The organism is Streptomyces sp. ISL-10 (assembly GCF_018614575.1).
Taxonomy (GTDB): Bacteria; Actinomycetota; Actinomycetes; order Streptomycetales; family Streptomycetaceae; genus Streptomyces.
Map to the genome: position 1 here is coordinate 178,018 of NZ_JAGGOJ010000020.1, position 20,559 is coordinate 198,576.

Below are 20,559 nucleotides of genomic sequence, written 5' to 3' on the forward strand. Positions count from 1 at the left end.
TCACCACTCCCCCGTGGTGTCGAAGTCGTCCAGTTCGGTGCGGTGCTCCCGCGCGAGTTCGCGGTTCTGCCTGATCTCGTTGGCGATGGATTGGGCGAGCCAGGATTCGCCGGGGGTGTGGCCGTGCCCGGCGTAGGTCCAGTGGGCGAGCACGAGCGTGGAGCCCTCCGAGTCCTCGAGGTCTTCGGGGAGCCCGCGGGCTTGACGTTCCTGGCGGGCGCGGTAGTCGGTGCGGACCTGGCGGAGTGCGCCGAGAGTGGTGGAGTAGCGGCGGGACTTGGTGGAGAAGTGGCCGCGGAAGCCGAGCATGTGCGACCAGCGCGCCAGCAGCCGGTCCGGATAGTCGCCGTCCAGGGCCCAGCAGGCTTCGATGAGCCGCCGGGTATGAGCGGGCAGGCCGAGCCGGTCCAGCTCCCCCAGCTCGACAATCCGGCGGTCCACCGTGCCGGTGGTCTCGGCCGCCTTGGTGGCGTACTTCGCGACGTAGGCGGCCACGGCCTGTTCGGTCAGGTCCTCGTGTCCGAGAGCGCCGATGGGCTGGACGTCGACCTGGGTCCCCCAGCGCAGTTTCCGTTCCGGGGAAGTGCCGGCGGACGGGACGACGACCAGGACTCGAGCGGCGGCGGCCCGGATCGCGTCATCGACCAGGGGCACGGTAGCCCAGGCCGGGGGCGGCGAGTCGGGGCCGTCCGGACCGTCGAGCCGCACCACGGCGTGGAAGTGCACGGCACCGCGCTTTTGAAACTCGGCGACCTTGCCGAACGAGACCCGGCAGGCATCCGACAGCGCACGCTGGGAGAGCCCGGCGCGGGCGGCGATTTCCCGGCGCAGGTAGATCGTGAACCGCTGCCACAACTGGCCCGCATGGTTGTTCCAGAGCACCGCCCCGGCGTAGTCGTACCGGTCCGGGTTCAGCGCGGTGCCCAGGGCGGGATCGTCGTCCTGGTGCTGCTTGCCGCAGCGGCAGCGACCGGAGGCGGGGCGGTTGTGGACCGGGCCGAACGACGGGGCCGTGAGGGTGGCGAACACGCGCGGGTGGTCCCGCACGGTGTCGGGGACGTCCTTGCGCTCATCCCCGGTGATCCCGGCACGGATCAGGTGGTAGGTGTCCCCCGCGTACGTCCAGGCGCAGGACGGGCAGCGCGAGGCACGGCGGTTGCCGCAGGCGACACGTAGCCGCCCGCCCGGCTCGGCCTGAGTCGAGTACGAGTAGAGCGTCTCGGCGGTCTTGCGGTCCTTGGTGATGGTCCAGCCCTGGAGGTGGATCGGGTCGGAGCAGCCGCCCGTGCGCCGGATCTGTTCGCGCCAGCGGTCGAAGCCGGGCGTGTTGGCGACGCGCAGCAGGTCGGCCACGGTGATCGGGTCCTGGCCCACGGCCACCGCCACGTCAGCAACGGCGGCCGAGGGAACGGGAAGGTTGGTCACGCGGCCACCGCCGGACGAGGGGCCGGGCGCAGACCGTGGCGATTGTGGACTGGGCAAGCGATCATGCACGCCGTGTCGGGGTCGCTCGGGTCCAGCGCATCAGCCATCCACCCGGTTCCACTGCACGGGCACGTGCCCTCAACCCGAGCAGGCCGGTCCTTTGCGGCCTGCGACATGGGGATGTCCGTGCTGACCGTGAAGAGCGTCGCCGTCGTCTCCGCCTTGGAGAAGCGGCACGCGTTCGGGAACCGCCGCTCCTGCGCACGGGTCTGGTCAGCGGTGGCGAGGTCGGCCAGCCAAAGCAGCCGGTATCCGTATGCAGCGGCGGCCAGGCGGTGAACCTCGTGGAGCCCCAGACGGGCGGCCCCCTGGATGATCCAGCCGTGCACCATCGCGTCGTCGTCTCGGCGCATCCGGAAGCGGGTGGGCATGTCGGAGGCGTAGAGCGCCACGGCTCGTTCCTGATTCGACAGCTCCGAGACAGAGACGGTCTCGACCGGCGACAGGGTGGGCGCGGGGTGCGGAGCAGTGAGCGTCGCGGGCATGATGGAAGCTCCCTTCAAGGGACGAAGGAGGGCGGCGGACTGCTTGGCGGTAGATGCGTCGCCCTCCGGGTTTTGCGGCCGACGACGGCCGCATGGCATAGCTTGCTATAGAGCAGAGTGCAGCACAAGACATAGCGCGACATAGGCTGTGCTATGTCGCGCTAGTCGGTACGCTCGCCGCATGACGGTTGAAGCCCACGACCCCAGGCCGAAGAAGGTCCAGATCGCCGACGCCTTGCGCGAGGAGATCGCGGTACTCCCAGCGGGGCACCGCCTCGCTTCGCTGCGGGAGTTGGCGGAGCGGTTCAAGGTCACCACCGTGACCGTGGGCAACGCGCTCAAGGTGCTTGCTGATGAAGGCGTGATCGTCTCGGTGCCGACACGGGGGTACTTCGTGCAGTCCCCGACGGGCACGAATGTGGCAGGGCAGGATGCCAGCGGGCCTGTTAACCGAGACGAGATCAACGCTATCCACTCCGAGATTCAGCAACTTGCCGCCCGGGTGGCCGAGTTGGAGAAGCGCGCCCAGTCCCCGAGCAGTGCCTGACAGTGATCCACCATGCGTTCCGGGCGACCGACTAACTAGGGACAGGCGTGGTGTCACTGGGGGACAGCCTTGGTGCCAACCCCCTGTCACCCCCCGTGTCACCAGCTCCCCGACTGCCAGACTCGAAGGCAAGCACCCCGACGGGAGGGCAGCACATGAGCGACGAACGGCCGGCATGGGCGCGACGGATCGCCTCAGAGCGAGAAGCCCGACAGTGGTCACAAGCTGAAGTGGTTGCCGCCCTGCGCGCCCACGCACCGAAGCCACTGCCCGAGGGCTCCAGCATGGTCCGCCAGTGGAAGCGGTGGGAGTCCGGCGAGGTCATGCCGAGCGACTTCTACCAACCGATCATCGCGGCCACGTTCGGCACCGTCACCCATGCGATCTTCCCGGTAGCCGGGCAGCGGGACGGGAATGCCGAGATCGTCGCCGTCAGCGGCATGGAGACGCTGGACATCATCAGCAGGCTTCAGGCGTCCGACGTCGACAACGCCACTCTTGATGCTCTCCGGATCACTACCGACCGGCTGTGCTCCGAGTACCCGTATCTGCCGAGCGGGCAGCTCGCCGCCGAGGGCAGGCAGTGGCTCAAGCGGGTTGCAGGGCTCCAGTCCCAGCGGCTCACGCTCGCGCAGCACCGCGAGGTGCTCACCCTGTCCGGCTGGCTGGCCCTCCTGATCGGATGCGTCGAGTACGACATGGGTGACCGGGCCGCAGCCGAGAGCACCCGGAAGGCGGCCCTGTCTTTAGCTCGTGAGTCCGGCAACGCGGAGATCTCTGGCTGGGCTCACGAGATGCGCGCCTGGTTCGCCCTGACCACTGGCGACTACCGTGGAATCCTCGCGGCGTCGCAGGCCGGGACGGAGTCGGCTCCCTCGCATGGCGTGGCCGTCCAGCTTGCCGCCCAGGAGGCGAAGGGGTGGGCGCGGCTGGGTGACCGGCGCCAGACCGAAGTGGCGTTGGACCGAGGGCGCAAGCTCCTCGAGGGGATGCCGTACCCCGAGAATCTGGATCACCACTTTGTGGTGGACCCGGCGAAGTTCGACTTCTATGCGATGGACTGCTACCGGCTGCTCGGAGAGGACCGCTTCGCAGAGAACCTTGCCCACGAGGTGATCCGAGCAGGCACCGACTTCGACGGGTCTGAGCGATCGCCGATGCGCATGGCGGAGGCGCGGATCACGCTCGGCGTGGTCTCAGCCAGGCAGGGCGACTTGGACCAGGCCGTGAACTACGGCGAGTGGGCGCTGAAGGGCGACCGGCAGTCCCTGCCGTCCTTGCTCATGGTCAGCCGCGAACTGGCAGCCATCGTCAACCGGGACTTCGCCAACGAGGCGACGGGCCGTGAGTACCTGGATCACCTGACCGCGCTCAGTCGCGCCAGCTAGGGCCTGTTACAGGTTTCTCTACCTCGATCAAGGCGCATCCGCCGCGCACGGCGCGGCGGCGCGCGGCCCGTCGGCCGGGCCGCCGCTCCTGTCTTCGCCCCACGGCCACCCGCCCGCCGGCCGCACGCCGAAACGGCGAAGGGTTGACGGCAGAGGAGGCCCGCTGTGGCTGGGGCGGTCGGCTCCACGGCTTTAGGCAGCCACCATGGGGCGAGCCTCGAAGATCGGGGCCCACATCGGGCCTTAACGGGCAGGTCCACAGACTGCCCGATTTCGCTGACCAGCGTACGGGCCCCGATCTCTCGCCCCATGGCAGCTCCCGCCCAAAGCCGCTCCACCGACCTCAGCCGCCACGTTTCGGCCAACTCGACAGAGCGAGGCAGGCAGTAGGCCCCCCTCACATCTGTTCAGATCTGTTCCATGGCGTTCCTACGCGTTCCTAACCTGGGACCCACGACAACGCGCCGCTGGCCGGAGAAGGAGGACTCTGGACGAGCAAGAGCCTCATTCCCGCAGATCAGAACGCTATACACGCGTTCAGTCGACCAACCCTCCAGTAGCGCCGAAGCCGGGTAGCCGGAAGTCACTGGGTCTGAAGTCGGCTTGATATGCGCTGGGCCGGTCCACTGCTACGGTCTGCTACCAAGCCAGAGAGGGGCCCGCCCCAGCAGCACAAGTAGCGCTGAACCAGGGCGGGTTGACGACGTGGGCCTGATATGGTTTACGGCACACCGAAGACCCGTATGGCGGAGTGTCCTGCGAAGACGCGCCGTACGGGTCAATCGATCTACTACCAAGGAGGTACATCCTTGCCAGAGCAAGGCAACCACCCTCGCGAATCCCATTGCGTACGCACTAGGAAAGCGATACTCCCGAACCGTACAGGAGCCCCCGTCAGCAACACAACCACGAGGGCGATGGGGTTGGCCTCAATCATCTCGGCTATAGCCAGCTTGATCGCAGCCCTGACCGGCATGGCAGCCCTACTGATGACCAGGCTCTGACCGTCCCCAGAAGCGTGCCCCTGTCGTGCCCGTTGCAGCAGTCCACCACGGGGAACAGCGGGGAACGACGGCCAAGACTGCGGCAAGCAGCAGGTCAGCGACCCGTCAGGTCAGAGCAGATGCGCATACGGGGTCTTCCAAACTAGCTACGCGGGTTCGATTCCCGTCGCCCGCTCTCGACGGCTCAGGGCCGGGTCGGAGGACCATCCTCCGACCCGGCCCTGATGCGTTTCTCCGAATCTGATGCGCCGGCGCACTTCGGGCCCTGCCCGGCGGGTTTCCGCCGGGCAGGGCCCGAAGTCGTCGCGCGCCCGGGGCCGGGCGCTCAGAAACTGATCTGGTTGATCGTCTCCGCTATCGAGTTCATGAATCTTTCGATCGGCGGGGCCATGCCCGTCGACGCGAGGAAGAACCCGAACAGCGCCGCCACAATGGCCGGCCCCGGCTTGATGGAGCCACTGCGGATCAGCACCACGAGGACGATCGCCAACAGCAGCACCACAGACAGTGAAATGGCCACAACTGATCACACCCTCGGTCGGTCCGCCTTGCCGGCCCGGGGACGTGCGGCCCAGCACACCCCCGCCTGCACCATCGTGCCACCAACCTCCCTGCCCCTGCCTCGGGGTGACGAATCGTCGATGTCAAGATCACGCCAAGCCGGAGCGGCCGCGCGCTCAGCGGCACGGCGGTCCCGGCCGGCCGATGGGCCGACGGAGTGAAATAGGAGAAGGAATACGAAGTGATCGTTTCCATGTCCCCACATGTTGGTCACACGAAATTCGAAGGCCGTTGACGATGTAATTCATGTCACCTTCCCACTGCGCCGATATGCTCTGTTTAAGGGGGATTAATTGGGGCATAGCGGGCGGTTGGCGGTGGTTTCAGGTTCGAATGGACCGAACACCTGGGTGTTTTACGAAATCGAATCCGCGCGGCTAAGGTGCCTTGAATGTTCCACGCTGCGCACGGATATCAGAGGGCTCCGATCCCCGAGGCTCCGGAGTCGGGACCCACCCCCGCCGCCCGGGCGGCGACCGCTCCCGCCACGGCGGGGACCGGCCTGAAGTCAGCTCCGGGCCCGGCTCCGGAGCCGAAGAAGCCCGCCGGCCGCGACGCCTACTTCGACAACGCGAAGTATCTGGCCATCGTGCTGGTGGCCGTCGCGCACGCCTGGGAGCCGGTGATGGACGGCAGCCGGGCGGCCCGCGCGCTGTACATGATCGTCTACACGTTCCACATGCCGGCGTTCATCATCATCTCCGGCTACTTCTCGCGCAGTTACCAGGGCAAACCGCATCAGCTGCGCAGGCTGCTGACCGGGATCGCGCTGCCGTACGTCGTCTTCGAGGTGGCGTACTCCCTGTTCGCCCGGTACGCGAACGACGACCCCGGGCATCCGCTCAGCCTGCTCGACCCCTTCTATCTGACCTGGTTCCTGGCCGCGCTCTTCATCTGGCGGCTGACCACACCACTGTGGCGGATCGTGCGGCGGCCGCTGCCGATCGCGCTGGTCGTCGCCACGCTCGCGGCGCTCACGCCGGACATCGGGGCGGACCTCAATCTGCAGCGGGTTCTGCAGTTCCTGCCCTTCTTCGTGCTGGGCCTGTGCCTCAAGCCGGAGCACTTCGAGCTGGTGCGGCGGCGCGAGGTGCGGCTGCTGACGCTGCCGCTGCTCGCCGGCACGGCACTGTTCGCGTACTGGGTCGCGCCGCGGATGAGGCTCAACTGGTTCTACCGGTCGAGCAGCGTGCAGGAGCTCGGGGCCCCGTGGTGGTCGGGGGTCGTGGTCTTCCTCGGCCTGTTCGCGTGTGCGCTGGTCCTGTCGGTCGCCTTCCTCGCCTGGGTGCCGGGGCGCAGGAACTGGATGACGGCCCTGGGCGCGGGGACCATCTGCGGCTATGTGCTGCACGGCTTCCTGGTCAAGGGCGGCGACTACTTCGGCGTCTTCGAGGAGAACGACTGGCTCGGCAGCCCGCTCGGCCTGGTCCTTGTCTCGCTGTTCGCGGCGGGCGCGGTCACGCTGCTGTGCACCCCGCCGGTCCGGCGGGCGCTGCGGCCCGTCACCGAGCCCGAGATGACGTGGGCGTTCCGCAGGGACCGCGCGGAGGTCGGCGCGCGTCGCTGAGACACCCCGAGGACGCCGGGCCTCAGGCCCCGGCGTCCTCCAGGCCCAGCAGCCGCCGCGTCCTCGCGTACTTCTCGGTCAGCCTGGCGCGCGTCTCCTCGTCGAGCAGGGCCAGGCGCGCGGGGTCGGAGTTGTGCGCCAGGTCCGCCTCCTTCACGACGAGTGCGCCCGGTGTGGTCAGGATGCGCCGGGTGTACGACGTCAGGTCCTCGCCCTCACGCTTGGTGAGGGCGAGAACCATGTCCTTCACTGACTGCGGCAGCGCCGCGCCGTCCAGCCATTCACGGCTCAGTGCGTCGTCCTCGATGGCGTCGTGCAGCCAGGCCGCGGCGATCTGCTCCTGACTCCCGCCCCTGGCGCGTACGCCCTCCGCCACGGCGGCGATGTGTTCGGTGTACGGGCGTCCGGCCTTGTCCGTCTGGCCGGCGTGGGCCTCGCGGGCGATGGCTTCGATCTCGGCCGGGCTCAGGTTCTGCGGCATGGCACGACTGTACGGCTCCGGAAGCCGCCGCACCCCGAAGAACGCCGCGGCCGGGGCGCGACACTAGGGCCGGCGGCACAGCAGAAGCAGCGCCCGGTCGTCGTTGACGTCCTTGGCGACCGCCTCGATCAGGTGCCAGGCCGCGCCCTCGAAGCCGGGGCCCACATAGCGGTCGGCCTCGCCGGTGAGGCGGTCGATGCCCTCGCTGATGTCCCGCCCCGACGCCTCCACCAGGCCGTCGGTGAACAGCATCAGTACGTCGCCGGGACGCAGGGTGCCCTTGACCGGGTCGAACTGCGCCCTGTCGTAGATCCCGAGGAGCGGGCCCTCGGCAGCCTTCTCCTCCCAGCGGCCGCTGCCCGCGTGCAGCTGGAGCGCGGGCAGATGGCCCGCGGACAGCAGCTCGTAGTCGCCGGACTCCAGGTCGAGGACCAGATGGATGGAGGTCGCGAAGCCCTCGTCCCAGTCCTGGCGCAGGAGGTAGCCGTTGGCCGCGGGCAGGAAGGCGTGCGGCGGGAGCGAGCCGAGCAGTCCGCCGAAGGCGCCGGACAGCAACAGCGCCCGGGACGCCGCGTCCATGCCCTTGCCGGAGACGTCGGTGAGGACGACCTCCAGGGTCCTGCCGCCGTTCGTACGGGCCGCGACCACGAAGTCGCCGGAGAAGGACTGACCGCCCGCCGGGCGCAGGGCCATCTCGCGGTGCCAGCCCTGCGGCAGCCGCGGCAGCGCGCTCTGGACCCGGATGCGTTCGCGCAGGTCGAAGAGCATGGTGCCGCCGCGCCGCCACGGCACGCCCACCCTGGCCCGGAACTGTGCGATCAGCAGCCCGAAGAAGCCGCAGGCCGCCACGACCAGCACCGTGCCGGGCGTGACCCTGGCCGGGCCCTCGGTGTACGGCCCGAGCACTATGGATTCCACTATCAGCGCGCCCGCCGCCGTGGCGTACAGGCCGATGAGGCTGGCGGGGCGCAGCAGCAGTCCGCCGGCGACGATCGGCAGCACCAGTGCGACCGGTGAGAACCACACCGGCGAGGCGATCGTGCCCCAGGTGATGGCGGGGATGGTCAACAGCAGTCCGGCGAACGCGATCCGGTCGGAGCCGCCACCGCGGAAGTAGTCGACGGCGGACCGGCGCATGGCGGTACGGACCCGGTAGACGGCTTTCCGCATCCGGGCCGTGAACGAGTCTGCTGCTGCGCCGCGGGCCATTGCGGTGGACCCTATCCATCCAGCGCGGCCCGCGTGCAGGGGGACCCCCGCGACAATGCGTTCGAAACTCGGTCGCGACGGGCAGCTCGCCGCTGCTAGTCATGGCATATGACGACTCAACTCCGGGTGTTGCAGCGGTCCGAGTGGGACCAGTGGTACGGGAAACTGGAGCGCGCCTTCGGGGGTGTCGCCGATTCCCGGCAGGAGCGCAGGCTGTTCGAGTCGTTGACCGAGCTCGACCGGTCGCTGGCCGCGTGGGACGGCGACGAGTGCGTCGGCACGGCCGGGGCGTTCACGTTCCAGGTGTCGGTGCCGGGCGGCGCCATGGTGCCCGCGGCGGGCGTGACGATGGTGAGCGTCGCGGCGACGCACCGCCGGCGCGGCATCCTCACCTCGATGATGCGCCGCCAACTCGACGACGTCCGCGCCCTGGGCGAGCCGCTCGCGGTGCTCACCGCATCCGAGCCCGTGATCTACGGGCGGTTCGGGTACGGCACGGCCAGCCACCAGATGTCCGTGGAGATCGACTCCTCGCGGGTGCGGATCCTCGTCCCACCGGGCACGGACGACGTACGGCTGCGCTTCGTGACGGTCGAGGAGGGCGCCGACGCCTGTGAGCGGGTGTACCGGCGCACAATCGGCTCACGGCCGGGAATGCTCGCCCGTACCCCGGGCTGGGAGGGCCTGGCGCTGCTGGATCCGCCGAGCGAGCGCGAGGGGGCGTCGCCGATGCAGTGCGTCCTCGCCGAGCGGGGCGGCGAGGTCGTGGGCTACGTCCGCTTCCACAACAAGCCCGAGTCGTCGCCGGCCGGCCCGGAGGGCTCCGTCTCGGTCCGGCAACTCGACGCACTGGATCCCGCGGCGTACGCGGCGCTGTGGCGGTTCCTGTGCGGGATCGACCTGACGTCGACCGTGCAGGCGCGCAACCGGCCGGCGGACGACCCGCTGCTGCACCTGGTGACGGACGTGCGCCGGTGCAACGTACGGCTGAGGGACTCGCTGCACGTGCGGCTGGTGGACGTGGGCGCCGCGCTGGCGGCGCGGACCTACCAGGCGCAGGTCGATGTGGTGCTCGACGTCGAGGACGCCTTCTGCCCCTGGAACAGCGGGCGCTGGCGGCTGACCGGCGACGCGAAGGGCGCGTCCTGCGAGCGCACCGAGGATGCCGCGGAACTGGCGCTGTCCGTGCGGGAGTTGGGGGCGGCGTACCTGGGCGGCGTGTCGCTGTCGTCGCTCGCGGGTGCGGGGCGGGTGCGGGAGCTGCGGGAAGGGGCGCTGGGGGAGGCGGATGTCGCCTTCGGCTCTGCTGTGGCGCCGTGGTTGCCGCACGGGTTCTAGGGGCGGGTGCGGGACTGTGCGGCCGCGGGCTTTTCGCCCCGCGCCAGGCCCCGCGCCTCGAACTCCCCTACGGCCTGGCCGCCGTGGGAGGTGCCCCCGTGGGGCTTGAGTTCCCCTGACAGGACGGGCACCAGAAGAGATTGCGGGCGGCGAGACCGGCGGTGCGGATCTCGCCGCCACAGATGTGGCACGGCAGGTTCGCCCGGCGGTAGACGTAGACCTCGCCGCCGTGGTCGTCGACGCGCGGCGGGCGGCCCATCGCTTCAGGGGTGTGCTCGGGACGGACGGTGTCGATGCGGTTGTTGCGCACGCCCTCGCGCATCAACGCCACCAGATCGTCCCAGATCGCGTCCCATTCACGCCGGGTGAGGTCCCTGCCCGCGCGGTACGGGTCGATGCCGTGGCGGAAGAGGACCTCGGCGCGGTAGACGTTGCCGACGCCCGCGACGATCTTCTGGTCCATGAGGAGGGCGGCGATCGTCGTACGGGAGCGGGAGATCCGCCCCCAGGCCCGCTCGGGTCCGTCGTCGCCACGCAGCGGGTCGGGTCCGAGGCGGTCGTGTATCGCGTGCTTCTCGCCGTCGGTGAGCAGTGCGCAGGTGGTGGGGCCGCGCAGGTCGACGTACGAGTCCGGGTTCGCCAGGCGCAGCCGCACCGTGTCGGTGGGCGGGGGCGCGGGTGCGTCGCCGAAGTTCACCTTGCCGAACAGGCCCAGGTGGATGTGGACCCAGCCGAGCGGTCCGAAGCCGAGGAAGAGGTGCTTGCCATGGGCCTCGGTGGTCTCCAGCGTCTGGCCGTCGACGAGGGCGGCCGAGTCGGAGAACTTGCCCTGGGGGCTGGTGGCGCGCACGGACCGGCCGCCGAACCTCTCGAAGTGGTCGGCGGCCAGTCGGTGGATGGTGTGCCCTTCGGGCATCAGGCGGTCGGCTCCTGCGGGTGGTGCGCGGGGATCGGGGGGAGCTCGCCGGTGGTCTCGTACGCGGAGAGCATCTCGATGCGACGGGTGTGACGCTCCTCACCCGAGTACGGCGTGTTCAGGAAGATCTCGACGAACTTCGTCGACTCCTCCCGGGAGTGCATGCGGCCGCCGATGGCAACGACGTTGGCGTTGTTGTGCTCGCGGCCGAGCGCTGCGGTCTGCTCGCTCCAGGCGAGGGCGGCACGGACGCCCTTGACCTTGTTGGCGGCGATCTGCTCCCCGTTGCCGGAGCCGCCGATCACGATGCCGAGGCTGTCCTTGTCCGCTGCCACCCTCTCGGCGGCACGCAGGCAGAACGGCGGGTAGTCGTCCTGGGCGTCGTAGATGTGCGGACCGCAGTCCACGGGCTCGTGGCCATGGGCCTTGAGCCACTCGACGAGGTGGTTCTTGAGTTCGAAGCCGGCATGGTCGGAGCCGAGGTACACGCGCATGGTTCGAGTGTGGCATGCGGGGCAGGCGCACACCGGTCCGGGGCCCCGCTCGGCCCGGACGGGGTCCAGAGCGACGAGTACAGCGAAGAGTGACGAGTGCAACGAAACGGAGTCGGCTCTTCCGTACCGCGGGGTACTGGGTTTCAATTCCCAGGTTCGCAACCCGAGCGACTCCAATACATAAGGATTCGTCCATGACGTCGCAGACGACCCTCACAAAGGAAGGCGGACAGGCCCAGACCCCCGGGCAGCCGCCTTCCGCAGACGGTCTCAAGGCAGGTCTCAAGAACCGCCATCTGTCCATGATCGCCATCGGTGGTGTGATCGGGGCCGGGCTCTTCGTCGGTTCCAGCTCCGGCATCGCGGCGGCGGGGCCCGCCATCCTCGTGTCCTACGCGCTCGTCGGCCTGCTGGTCGTCTTCGTGATGCGGATGCTGGGCGAGATGGCGGCCGCCCGCCCGAACTCCGGGTCTTTTTCCGCCTACGCGGACCGCGCCCTCGGCCGCTGGGCCGGTTTCTCGATCGGCTGGCTGTACTGGTTCTTCTGGGTCGTGGTCCTCGCCGTGGAGGCGACGGCGGGCGCCGTGATCCTGGAGAGCTGGATACCGGCGGTACCCCAGTGGGGCTGGGCGCTGATCGTCATGGTCGTGCTGACCGCGACCAACCTGGTGTCGGTCGCCTCCTACGGCGAGTTCGAGTTCTGGTTCGCCGGGATCAAGGTCGTCGCCATCGGCGCCTTCGTCGTCATCGGCCTGCTGGCCGTCTTCGGCGTGCTGCCCGGCTCCGACAACCCGGGCGCGGGCTTCGCGCACCTGACCGACGCGGGCGGCTTCCTGCCCAACGGCGCCGGCGCCATCCTGACCGGTGTGCTGATGGTGGTCTTCTCCTTCATGGGCAGCGAGATCGTCACGCTGGCCGCCGGAGAGTCGGAGGATCCCCGGCGCGCGGTCACCAAGGCCACCAACAGCGTGATCTGGCGAATCGCGGTCTTCTACCTGGGCTCCATCTTCGTCGTCCTGACACTGCTGCCGTGGAACGACAAGTCGATCACGGAGAAGGGCTCGTACATCGCCGCGCTGGACTCGATCGGCATTCCGGCCGCGGGCCAGATCATGAACGTCATCGTGCTGACGGCGGTGCTGTCCTGCCTCAACTCGGGCCTGTACACCGCTTCCCGCATGGCCTTCTCGCTCGGCGAGCGCGGTGACGCGCCCAAGGTCTTCGCCAAGGTCAACGCGAAGGGGGTGCCGACCGCCGCGATCCTCGGCTCCGTCGTCTTCGGCTTCGTCGCCGTCTTCTTCAACTACATGTGGAAGGACACGGTCTTCCTCTTCCTGCTGAACTCCTCGGGCGCCGTGGCCCTGTTCGTCTGGCTGGTCATCTGCTTCACGCAGTTGCGCATGCGGGGGATCCTGCTGCGCGAGGCGCCCGAGAAGGTGACGGTGAAGATGTGGCTCTTCCCGTACCTGACCTGGGCGACCGCAGCGATGATCACGTTCGTCCTGGGTTACATGGTCTACGACGACGCCAACCGGCAGGTCGCGCTCCTGTCGGTGCTCGTCGCCGCGATCGTCGTGAGCATCGGCGTGGTGCTCGACGTCCTGCGCAAGCGCAAGGCGGCCGCCGCTCCCGTCTCCGGCTGACACAACGCAACGCCGCAGCCCCGGTCCGCTTCGCTTCGCGCGGGCCGGGGCTGCGGCGTTCGTCGGTCGGGACTCAGCCGCGTCGGCCGGCCAGTTTCCACGCCGTCGGCAGTGCGCCCATCGCCAGGGCCGCCTTCAGCGCGTCACCGATCAGAAACGGGACCAGGCCGGCCATGACCGCCTCGCCGAACGACATGCCCGTCGCCAGCGCCAGATACGGGACGCCGACCGCGTAGATGATCGCGGAGCCTGCGGCCATCGCGCCGGCCGTGCGCAGCACGGTCCGGTCGGCGCCGCGGCGGGCGAGGGCGCCCACCACGGTCGCGGCGAGCAGCATGCCGAGGATGTAGCCGAAGGACGGCATCGCATGGCCCGAGGCGCCCTCGGCGAACCAGGGCACACCGGCCACGCCCGCCACCGCGTACAGACCGAGGGCGGCGAAGCCCCGGCTGGCGCCGAGCGCCGTGCCGACGAGGAGGGCCGCGAAGGTCTGGCCGGAGACCGGGACCGGGGAGCCGGGGACCGGCACGGAGATCTGGGCCGCTATGCCGGTGAGGACGGCGCCGCCGGCGACGAGGGCGATGTCACGGACACGGGACGCCGGCAGCAGGTCGGCCAGAACGGTCCCGGATCGGACGGGGGCGACAGCAGTGCTCATCGGGGGGCTCCACGGGGGTGAGGGCAGAGGGAACACGGCGACGGTAGCCCAGGGAAACCACCCGATCACCAGCAGCCGCCCACAAAGCGGCGGTTGACGCCTTGGTGGGGTCCGCACAAAAGGCGGGAACCCAGCCCGCTGCGGCGTGATGATCGTCACGGAGGTCCAGGGCACACCGGCCGGTTTTGCGCCCCGGGGCCGCGCTCGGGGAGACTGTAGGTTCCCCATAACTCGCACCGAGTGAGACGAGAGTCCTACCCGCCATGCACGACGCGTCGCCCACGTCCCTGGCCGCCGAGGCCGAACCCCTCGAACACGGGCTCAAGCAGCGTCATCTGACGATGCTGGGGCTGGGCGGGGTGATCGGCGCCGGGCTCTTCGTGGGATCGGGCGCGGGCATCGCCGTCGCCGGGCCCGGCATCGTCCTGTCGTACCTGATCGCCGGCACGCTCGCGATGCTGGTGATGCGGATGCTCGGCGAGATGTCCTCCGCGATGCCCGCCTCCGGCTCCTTCTCGGTGCACGCGGAGCGGGCGCTGGGCCGCTGGGCCGGGTTCAGCGTGGGCTGGCTGTACTGGTTCCTGCTCGTGGTGGTGCTGGCCGCGGAGGCGACGGCCGCCGCCTCCATCGCGCACGGCTGGGCGCCGGGTGTGCCGCAGTGGGGCTGGGTGCTCGTCTTCATGCTGGTCTTCACCGTCGCCAACCTGGCGGCGGTGAAGAACTTCGGTGAGTTCGAGTTCTGGTTCGCCGCGCTCAAGGTCGGCGCGCTCGTGCTGTTCCTCGTCCTCGGCGCGCTCGCGATCCTCGGGCTGATGCCGGACACCGAACCGGTCGGCCTCAGCCATCTCACCGGTGACGGCGGCTTCCTGCCCAACGGCTGGTCCGGCGTGGTCTCCGGCGTGCTGGCCGTCGTGTTCGCCTTCGGCGGTCTGGAGGTCGTGACGATCGCGGCCGCGGAGACGGACGACCCGGCCCGCGCCGTGGGACGCGCCGTGCGCAGTGCCGTGGTGCGCATCCTGTTCTTCTATGTCGGTTCGATGCTGGTGATCGTGACCGTGCTGCCGTGGACGGCGCAGAAGGCGGGCCTGAGCCCCTTTGTCACGGTGCTGGACTCGATCGGTGTGCCGAGCGCCGGGCGGATCATGGAGATCGTCGTCTTCGTCGCGCTGCTGTCCGCGCTCAACGCCAACCTGTACGGCGCCTCCCGAATGGTCTTCTCGCTCGCCGAGCGCGGTGAGGCGCCCAAGGGGCTGCTGCGGGTGACGGGCTCCGGTGTGCCGCGCCGGGCCGTGCTGGCCTCGGTCGCGTTCGGCTTCGTGTCCGTGCTGCTCAATCTCAGGTGGCCGGATTCCGTGTTCCTCTACATGCTCAACGCGGTCGGCGCGGTGCTGCTGTTCGTCTGGGCCCTGATCGCCGTCTCCCAACTGCGACTGCGCCGCCGCATCGAGGCGGAGGCGCCGGAGCGGCTGACCCTGCGGATGTGGGCGTTCCCCTGGCTCACCTGGGCCGCGCTGGCGGCCATGGCCGCGATCCTGGTGCTGATGCTCGACGACGACGCGGCCCGGCCTCAGGTGCTGTGGTCGGCCGGGGCGACCGCCGCCGTGCTGCTGGTGTCGGGCGTCCGCGAACTGCGGTCAGGGAAAGGGTGATTGCGCGGGCGCGATGTGTCGGCGTGCTGACCTTGTGTGAACATCGTGACCGTATAGCGGACAAGCGTTCCCTGTGAGAGGGCACGCGCCCAGACTGTCGGCTGCTCCCCCGTCAGCTGATGAACAAGGCCCCCCATGTCCCGGACCCCCGCGCCCGCGCCCGTCGACCAGCAGGCCGACGGCGTGCTCACGCACCAACTCAAACAACGCCATCTGTCGATGATCGCCCTCGGCGGTGTCATCGGCGCCGGGCTCTTCGTCGGCTCGGGCGCCGGCATCGCCGCGGCCGGCCCGTCCATCGTCATCGCCTACGCCCTCTCCGGCCTGCTCGTCATGCTGGTGATGCGCATGCTCGGCGAGATGTCCGCGGCGAACCCGGCCTCCGGCTCCTTCTCCGTGCACGCCGAGCGCGCCATCGGACCGTGGGCGGGCTTCACCGCGGGCTGGGCCTTCTGGTTCCTGCTCTGCGTGGCCGTGGGTCTGGAGGCGATCGGAGCCGCCAAGATCATGACGGGCTGGCTGCCGGGCACCCCCGAGTGGGCCTGGGTCGCCCTGTTCATGCTGGTCTTCTGCGCCACGAACCTGGCGGCGGTGAAGAACTTCGGCGAGTTCGAGTTCTGGTTCGCCGCCCTCAAGGTCGGCGCGATCGTCCTCTTCCTGGGCATCGGCGTGCTGGCCATCGTCGGTGTCCTGCCCGGCAGCGAGGCGCCGGGCACGGGCAACCTCACCGGCGGCGGAGGTTTCCTGCCGCACGGCTCCGAGGGACTGGTCGTCGGTCTGCTCGCCTCGGTCTTCGCCTACGGCGGCCTGGAGACGGTGACCATCGCCGCCGCCGAGTCCGAGCACCCCGTGCAGGGCGTCGCCAAGGCCGTGCGCACGGCGATGTGGCGCATCGCGGTCTTCTACATCGGATCGATGGCCGTCATCGTCACGCTCGTGCCGTGGAACGACCCGAAGGTCGTCGAGCTCGGACCGTACGTCGCGACGCTGAACCACCTGGGCATCCCGGCGGCCGGACAGATCATGAACGTGGTCGTGCTCGTCGCCCTGCTGTCGGCGATGAACGCCAATATCTACGGCGCCTCCCGCATGGCCTGCTCGCTGGTGGCGCGCGGTGAGGGCCCGAAGGCGCTCGGCCGGGTCAGCGGCGGTGTGCCGCGCACCGCGGTGCTCGTCTCGTCCGTCTTCGGCTTCCTGTGTGTGCTGCTGAGCTACTGGCGCCCGGACGATGTCTTCATGTGGCTGCTGAACACCATCGGCGCGATCATCCTCGTCGTCTGGATCTTCATCGCCGTCTCCCAGCTGATCCTGCGCCGCCGCACCGAGCGCGAGGCGCCCGAGAAGCTGGTCGTGAAGATGTGGCTGTACCCGGCCCTGACCTGGATCGCCTTGCTGGGCATGGCCGCCGTCTTCCTGCTGATGCTGCGCCAGGAGGAGACCCGGCTCCAGCTGCTCGGGACCGGCGTCCTGACCCTGGTGCTGGCCTCGGTCGGCTTCGCGCTCCAGAAGGCGCGCGAGTCCCGTACGGCGACCGAGGCGACCGAAGCCACCGAGGTCAGCACGGCAGATTGAGGCTGATCAGCGCGGCCGGCTCGGCGTCCGCCCGCAGGCGCAGCTCGCTGACTGCCGCGTTCCGCAGCTGCGGGAAGACTCTGCGGTAGTCGGCGAGCGGAATGCCGAGCAGGTCGCAGAGGACCAGCCGCAGCAGGGTGTTGTGGGCGACCACCAGCACCCGCTCCCCCTCGTGCGCGCCGGCGATCCGGCGCAGCGCTGCCGACCCCCGGGCCGCCGCGGCCCGGGGGTCCTCCGCGTCCGGGAAGGGGTGCGCCACCGGATCGGCGCGGAAGGCTTCCGCCCCGGCCGGGTCGTCGGCCGCGAACTCGGCGAGCGTGCGGCCCTCGACGGCGCCGAAGTCGCATTCGCGCAAGGCGCGTTCGGTCCGCGGTACGAGCCCGAGCGCCCGGCACGCCGGCTCCGCGGTCTCGATCGCCCGGGAGACCGTGGAGGTCCAGACGGCGTCGACGGGGTGCACCTTCACCCAGGAACCGAGCGCCTCCGCCTGGCGGCGGCCCTCGTCGGTCAGGGCCACGTCGCTGACGCCCGCGTAGCGGTTCTCCGCGTGCCAGACGGTCTGCCCGTGGCGGGCGAGAAGCAGGGTGGCGGTCATCGGGACTCCTCCGTACGGGCGCGGGCGTGCGCGGCGACCGGCTCCGGGAGCCAGCCGCGCCGCTCCAGTTCGGCCACCATCGTCAGGTACGGCTCGGTGAAGCGTTCGCCGCGGCGCGGCCGTACCGTCCCGCGCAGGCGCACCATCCGCTCGGCGGCCCCGCTCAAGGTGGCCGCGCCGCCCGCTCCGTACGCCGCGAGGACGGCCATGCCGAGGGCCGGTTCCGCGGCGCGCGGGATGCGGACCTCCCGGCCGAGGATGTCGGCGCGCAGCTGGTTCCAGTGGTCGCTGCGCACCGCGCCGCCGGTGAAGGTGAGCGGCCCGTGCAGGGGCGCGCCGAGGTGGTCGAGGTAGTCCAGGCAAAGCCGTTCGGCGAGGCCCACGCCCTGGAGCAGGGCGGCCCAGTGGTCGGCGTCGTTCGCCGGGGTGCCGAGCAGGAAGGCGGTGGCGTCGGGGGCGACGAAAGGGAACCGTTCACCGTGGGACGCCAGGGGGTACGCGATGGCCCCGGCCGGGTCGTAAGCCTGCGCCAGCCGGTCGAGGTGAGCGGGGTCCGCTCCCGGGAACGCGGCGCGCAGCGCGCCGCCGCCGACGCCGGACGCGCCGCCGGGCAGCCAGCTGCCGTCCGCCGACAGGTGGTTGTAGACCACCCCGGCGGGATCGTCGAGGGGTTCGGCGGCGACGCCCTTGAGGACGAGGGTCGTGCCGAGCACCGAGTTCCACGAACCGATGGTCAGGGAGCCGGAGGCGATCTGTGCCGCGCAGCCGTCGGTCATGCCGGCCACGATCAGAGTGCCCTCGGGGATGCCGGTCTCCGCCTGCGCCCGCCGGCACACCTGGCCGAGCCCGCTGCCCGGCAGCACCACATCGGGCAACACCCCTTCCGGCAGTCGCTGTTCGCCGAACGTGCCGCTCCTCGGGTCGTAGCCGGTCTTGAGCGCGTGGCTGGAGTCGGTGGGAAGGGGGTGCCCGGCCAGCCGGGACACGATCAGGTCGGCCTGGTGCATCACACGCGCGCCGCTCCCGGCGCCGTACTCCTCCAGCAGCCACAGCGCCCGGCCGGGGCCGCGCCCCGGCGCGCGCCCGTCGTCGTACATCAGCGCCGGGGTCAGCGGGTCGCCCGCCGTGTCGGCGAGCAGCACGGTCCCGGAGGTGGAGCAGACGGCCAGCGCGCGTGGCCCCGGCCTGCCGCGCATCGCCTGGCGGGCCGCGGCGCACACGGCGGTCCACCAGTCCTCGGGTGACTGCTCGTGGCGCACGCCGTCGCGTGTGCCGGTCAGCGGGACGGAGCCGCTGCCGATGACATCCCCGTCGTCGGTGGCGAGCACCGCGCGGACGCCCTGTGTGCCGAGGTCGATTCCCATCCACATAGCGGCTCCTTCTGTGAAGTTCTCACTGTGCACCGAGAATTTCCGATGCGCGAGGGATTGACGCCCAACTGGCCCTGTTCCAAGCTCTGTTAACCAGTCGGCTGAACGTGTGAGAACCGTGCTCCCCCTGCGAGGGGGCGGGGGACGTCCCCCAAGGACACAGCGGAGGTCGGGATGGACATGCGCGGATACGACCGGCGGCGGTTCCTCGCCCTCACGGCGGCGGCGTCCGCTGCCCCTCTGCTCACCGCCTGCGGGTCGGGCTTCAGCGACGGGGCGAAGGAGGGCGGGGGCTCGGCGGCCGACGACGTCACCGGGTCCTTCGACTGGAAGCGGGCCGACGGCAGGACCGTCAAGGCGCTGCTGAACAAGCACCCGTACACGGACGCGCTGATCGCGGATCTGAAGTCGTTCACCGAGCAGACCGGGATCAAGGTCGAGTACGACGTCTTCCCCGAGGACAACTACTTCGACAAGCTCACGGTCGACCTGTCCAGCGGCCGCGCCTCGTACGACGTGTTCATGCTCGGCGCCTACATGGTGTGGCAGTACGGCCCTCCGGGGTGGCTGGAGGACCTCGGCCCCTGGATGCGCAACCCGGCCGCCACCGGCGCCGAATGGGACCAGGCCGACTTCTTCCCCAACCTGCTCCAGGCCGACCAGTGGTCGCTGAAGGCGGGCGCCCCGCTCGGCCAGGGCGGACAGTACGCACTGCCGTGGGGCTGGGAGACGAACGTCGTCGCGTACAACACCGAAGTGTTCGACAAGCTCGGGCTCAGGCCCGCGGAGACGTTCGACGAGCTGCGCGAACTGGCCGGGACCATCAAGCGCAAGGCACCGGGCGCCGGCTTCGACGGGATGTACGGGGTCGCGGTGCGCGGCTCGCGCAGCTGGGCCACCATCCACCCGGGCTTCATGACGATGTACGCCCGCAACGGGCTGAAGGACTTCACGGTCGAGGGCGGCACGGTGAAGCCCGCGATGAACTCCCCCGAGGCGATCGCCTTCACCCATGACTGGGCCGACATGGTGAAGAAGGGCGGCCCGCCGTCCTGGACCTCCTACACCTGGTACCAGTGCTCCAGCGACCTCGGGGCGAAGAAGGCGGGGATGCTCTTCGACGCCGACACGGCCGCGTACTTCCAGGCGGTCGAAGGAGCGTCGCCCGCCTCGGGGAAGATCGCCTTCCACCCCGGGCCCAAGGGGCCGGGCGGCTCGCTGGCCACCAACATGTGGATCTGGTCGCTCGGGATGAACGCCAAGTCGAAGAGCAAGCTGCCAGCCTGGCTGTTCCTGCAGTGGGCCACCGGCAAGGAGCACCTGCTCAAGGGGGCGGTGCGGTACAACCACATCGACCCGGTGCGGCAGTCGGTCAGCCAGGACGCCGCCTACAAGGACAAGATGAAGAAGATCCCCGGCTTCATCGAGACCTTCGAGACGGTCGTCGGCCAGACGAAGATCCAGTTCACCCCGCAGGAGCAGTTCTTCGACGCCACGACCAGCTGGGCCGCGGCCCTCCAGGAGATCTACGGCGGCAAGAACGCCTCGTCCGTGCTCGGCGGCCTCGCGGGCGACCTGGCGTCCAAGGTGGGCTGAG

At 70.0% G+C, this 20,559-nt stretch carries 18 protein-coding genes; 8 read left to right on the top strand and 10 right to left on the bottom strand.

The genetic code is table 11. From position 1 onward, the window contains the following. Together repSA and J7E88_RS24325 are read right to left on the bottom strand one after the other, a co-directional pair. The gene (gene repSA / locus J7E88_RS24320) at positions 1-1,425 is read right to left on the bottom strand and encodes a replication initiator protein RepSA (RefSeq protein WP_308307588.1); all 1,425 of its coding nucleotides are present in this window, start codon (positions 1,423-1,425) and stop codon (positions 1-3) included. After that, positions 1,422-1,970: a hypothetical protein gene (locus J7E88_RS24325; RefSeq protein ID WP_215184541.1), complete on the bottom strand. Its 549-nt coding sequence runs from the start codon at positions 1,968-1,970 to the stop codon at positions 1,422-1,424. The genes repSA and J7E88_RS24325 overlap by 4 nt, the downstream gene beginning before the upstream one ends. A 181-nt stretch (positions 1,971-2,151) precedes the next feature. On the opposite strand from J7E88_RS24325, the gene J7E88_RS24330 reads away from it, so the two are divergent. After that, positions 2,152-2,517 (top strand): GntR family transcriptional regulator, encoded by a 366-nt coding sequence (locus tag J7E88_RS24330; protein WP_215184543.1) that lies wholly within the window; start codon positions 2,152-2,154, stop codon positions 2,515-2,517. A 155-nt stretch (positions 2,518-2,672) separates the two neighbouring features. Further along, on the top strand, positions 2,673-3,905 hold the full coding sequence (locus J7E88_RS24335; protein ID WP_215184545.1) for an XRE family transcriptional regulator: 1,233 nt from the start codon (positions 2,673-2,675) through the stop codon (positions 3,903-3,905). Between the two features lie 1,329 nt (positions 3,906-5,234). On the opposite strand, the gene J7E88_RS24340 is transcribed toward J7E88_RS24335, so the two are convergent. Further along, positions 5,235-5,429, bottom strand: coding sequence for a hypothetical protein (locus J7E88_RS24340; RefSeq protein ID WP_215184547.1), 195 nt, complete (start codon positions 5,427-5,429; stop codon positions 5,235-5,237). Positions 5,430-5,861: 432 nt separating this feature from the next. Here J7E88_RS24340 and J7E88_RS24345 point away from each other — a divergent pair, with 432 nt between their 5' ends. Next, on the top strand, positions 5,862-7,037 hold the full coding sequence (locus J7E88_RS24345) for an acyltransferase family protein (RefSeq protein ID WP_215184549.1): 1,176 nt from the start codon (positions 5,862-5,864) through the stop codon (positions 7,035-7,037). Between the two features lie 22 nt (positions 7,038-7,059). On the opposite strand, the gene J7E88_RS24350 is transcribed toward J7E88_RS24345, so the two are convergent. Continuing rightward, positions 7,060-7,518 (bottom strand): HD domain-containing protein, encoded by a 459-nt coding sequence (locus tag J7E88_RS24350; protein ID WP_215184551.1) that lies wholly within the window; start codon positions 7,516-7,518, stop codon positions 7,060-7,062. 63 nt (positions 7,519-7,581) lie between these two features. Then, positions 7,582-8,727, bottom strand: coding sequence for a PP2C family protein-serine/threonine phosphatase (locus J7E88_RS24355; RefSeq protein WP_215184553.1), 1,146 nt, complete (start codon positions 8,725-8,727; stop codon positions 7,582-7,584). A gap of 108 nt (positions 8,728-8,835) precedes the next feature. On the opposite strand from J7E88_RS24355, the gene J7E88_RS24360 reads away from it, so the two are divergent. Then, on the top strand, positions 8,836-10,065 hold the full coding sequence (locus tag J7E88_RS24360) for a GNAT family N-acetyltransferase (RefSeq protein ID WP_215184555.1): 1,230 nt from the start codon (positions 8,836-8,838) through the stop codon (positions 10,063-10,065). A gap of 67 nt (positions 10,066-10,132) precedes the next feature. Here the strand turns inward: J7E88_RS24360 and J7E88_RS24365 are convergent, their stop codons facing one another. Further along, positions 10,133-10,981: an Fpg/Nei family DNA glycosylase gene (locus tag J7E88_RS24365; RefSeq protein WP_215184557.1), complete on the bottom strand. Its 849-nt coding sequence runs from the start codon at positions 10,979-10,981 to the stop codon at positions 10,133-10,135. Beyond that, entirely contained in the window at positions 10,981-11,475 is a 495-nt protein-coding gene (locus J7E88_RS24370; protein ID WP_215184558.1) for a ribose-5-phosphate isomerase, read from the bottom strand. The genes J7E88_RS24365 and J7E88_RS24370 overlap by 1 nt, the downstream gene beginning before the upstream one ends. Before the next feature lie 194 nt (positions 11,476-11,669). On the opposite strand from J7E88_RS24370, the gene J7E88_RS24375 reads away from it, so the two are divergent. Further along, positions 11,670-13,118 (top strand): amino acid permease, encoded by a 1,449-nt coding sequence (locus tag J7E88_RS24375; RefSeq protein WP_215184560.1) that lies wholly within the window; start codon positions 11,670-11,672, stop codon positions 13,116-13,118. Between the two features lie 73 nt (positions 13,119-13,191). On the opposite strand, the gene J7E88_RS24380 is transcribed toward J7E88_RS24375, so the two are convergent. Then, on the bottom strand, positions 13,192-13,776 hold the full coding sequence (locus J7E88_RS24380) for a biotin transporter BioY (protein WP_215184562.1): 585 nt from the start codon (positions 13,774-13,776) through the stop codon (positions 13,192-13,194). A gap of 263 nt (positions 13,777-14,039) precedes the next feature. Here J7E88_RS24380 and J7E88_RS24385 point away from each other — a divergent pair, with 263 nt between their 5' ends. Then, positions 14,040-15,425, top strand: a complete 1,386-nt coding sequence (locus J7E88_RS24385; protein ID WP_215184563.1) for an amino acid permease — start codon at positions 14,040-14,042, stop codon at positions 15,423-15,425. 135 nt (positions 15,426-15,560) lie between these two features. After that, entirely contained in the window at positions 15,561-16,997 is a 1,437-nt protein-coding gene (locus J7E88_RS24390; protein ID WP_215184565.1) for an amino acid permease, read from the top strand. Here the strand turns inward: J7E88_RS24390 and J7E88_RS24395 are convergent. Together J7E88_RS24395 and J7E88_RS24400 are read right to left on the bottom strand one after the other, a co-directional pair. Then, complete coding sequence (locus J7E88_RS24395; RefSeq protein ID WP_215184567.1) at positions 16,981-17,592, bottom strand: histidine phosphatase family protein; 612 nt, start codon at positions 17,590-17,592, stop codon at positions 16,981-16,983. The genes J7E88_RS24390 and J7E88_RS24395 overlap by 17 nt on opposite strands. After that, positions 17,589-18,962: an FGGY-family carbohydrate kinase gene (locus J7E88_RS24400; protein WP_215184569.1), complete on the bottom strand. Its 1,374-nt coding sequence runs from the start codon at positions 18,960-18,962 to the stop codon at positions 17,589-17,591. The genes J7E88_RS24395 and J7E88_RS24400 overlap by 4 nt, the downstream gene beginning before the upstream one ends. 174 nt (positions 18,963-19,136) lie before the next feature. Between J7E88_RS24400 and J7E88_RS24405 the strand changes: the two genes are divergently transcribed. Continuing rightward, positions 19,137-20,558 carry a sugar ABC transporter substrate-binding protein gene (locus tag J7E88_RS24405; protein WP_215184571.1) on the top strand — a complete coding sequence of 474 codons (1,422 nt, stop codon included), beginning with the start codon at positions 19,137-19,139 and terminating at the stop codon, positions 20,556-20,558. Position 20,559: the final 1 nt, after the last annotated feature.

Coding starts and splice junctions, on each gene's coding strand:
- J7E88_RS24325 (WP_215184541.1), bottom strand. CDS start 1,970: ATGCCCGCGACGCTCACTGCTCCGCACCCCGCGCCCACCCTGTCGCCG.
- J7E88_RS24360 (WP_215184555.1), top strand. CDS start 8,836: ATGACGACTCAACTCCGGGTGTTGCAGCGGTCCGAGTGGGACCAGTGG.
- J7E88_RS24350 (WP_215184551.1), bottom strand. CDS start 7,518: ATGCCGCAGAACCTGAGCCCGGCCGAGATCGAAGCCATCGCCCGCGAG.
- J7E88_RS24400 (WP_215184569.1), bottom strand. CDS start 18,962: ATGTGGATGGGAATCGACCTCGGCACACAGGGCGTCCGCGCGGTGCTC.
- J7E88_RS24390 (WP_215184565.1), top strand. CDS start 15,561: ATGTCCCGGACCCCCGCGCCCGCGCCCGTCGACCAGCAGGCCGACGGC.
- J7E88_RS24335 (WP_215184545.1), top strand. CDS start 2,673: ATGAGCGACGAACGGCCGGCATGGGCGCGACGGATCGCCTCAGAGCGA.
- J7E88_RS24355 (WP_215184553.1), bottom strand. CDS start 8,727: ATGGCCCGCGGCGCAGCAGCAGACTCGTTCACGGCCCGGATGCGGAAA.
- J7E88_RS24330 (WP_215184543.1), top strand. CDS start 2,152: ATGACGGTTGAAGCCCACGACCCCAGGCCGAAGAAGGTCCAGATCGCC.
- J7E88_RS24405 (WP_215184571.1), top strand. CDS start 19,137: ATGGACATGCGCGGATACGACCGGCGGCGGTTCCTCGCCCTCACGGCG.
- J7E88_RS24385 (WP_215184563.1), top strand. CDS start 14,040: ATGCACGACGCGTCGCCCACGTCCCTGGCCGCCGAGGCCGAACCCCTC.
- J7E88_RS24370 (WP_215184558.1), bottom strand. CDS start 11,475: ATGCGCGTGTACCTCGGCTCCGACCATGCCGGCTTCGAACTCAAGAAC.
- J7E88_RS24395 (WP_215184567.1), bottom strand. CDS start 17,592: ATGACCGCCACCCTGCTTCTCGCCCGCCACGGGCAGACCGTCTGGCAC.
- J7E88_RS24365 (WP_215184557.1), bottom strand. CDS start 10,981: ATGCCCGAAGGGCACACCATCCACCGACTGGCCGCCGACCACTTCGAG.
- J7E88_RS24345 (WP_215184549.1), top strand. CDS start 5,862: ATGTTCCACGCTGCGCACGGATATCAGAGGGCTCCGATCCCCGAGGCT.
- J7E88_RS24380 (WP_215184562.1), bottom strand. CDS start 13,776: ATGAGCACTGCTGTCGCCCCCGTCCGATCCGGGACCGTTCTGGCCGAC.
- J7E88_RS24375 (WP_215184560.1), top strand. CDS start 11,670: ATGACGTCGCAGACGACCCTCACAAAGGAAGGCGGACAGGCCCAGACC.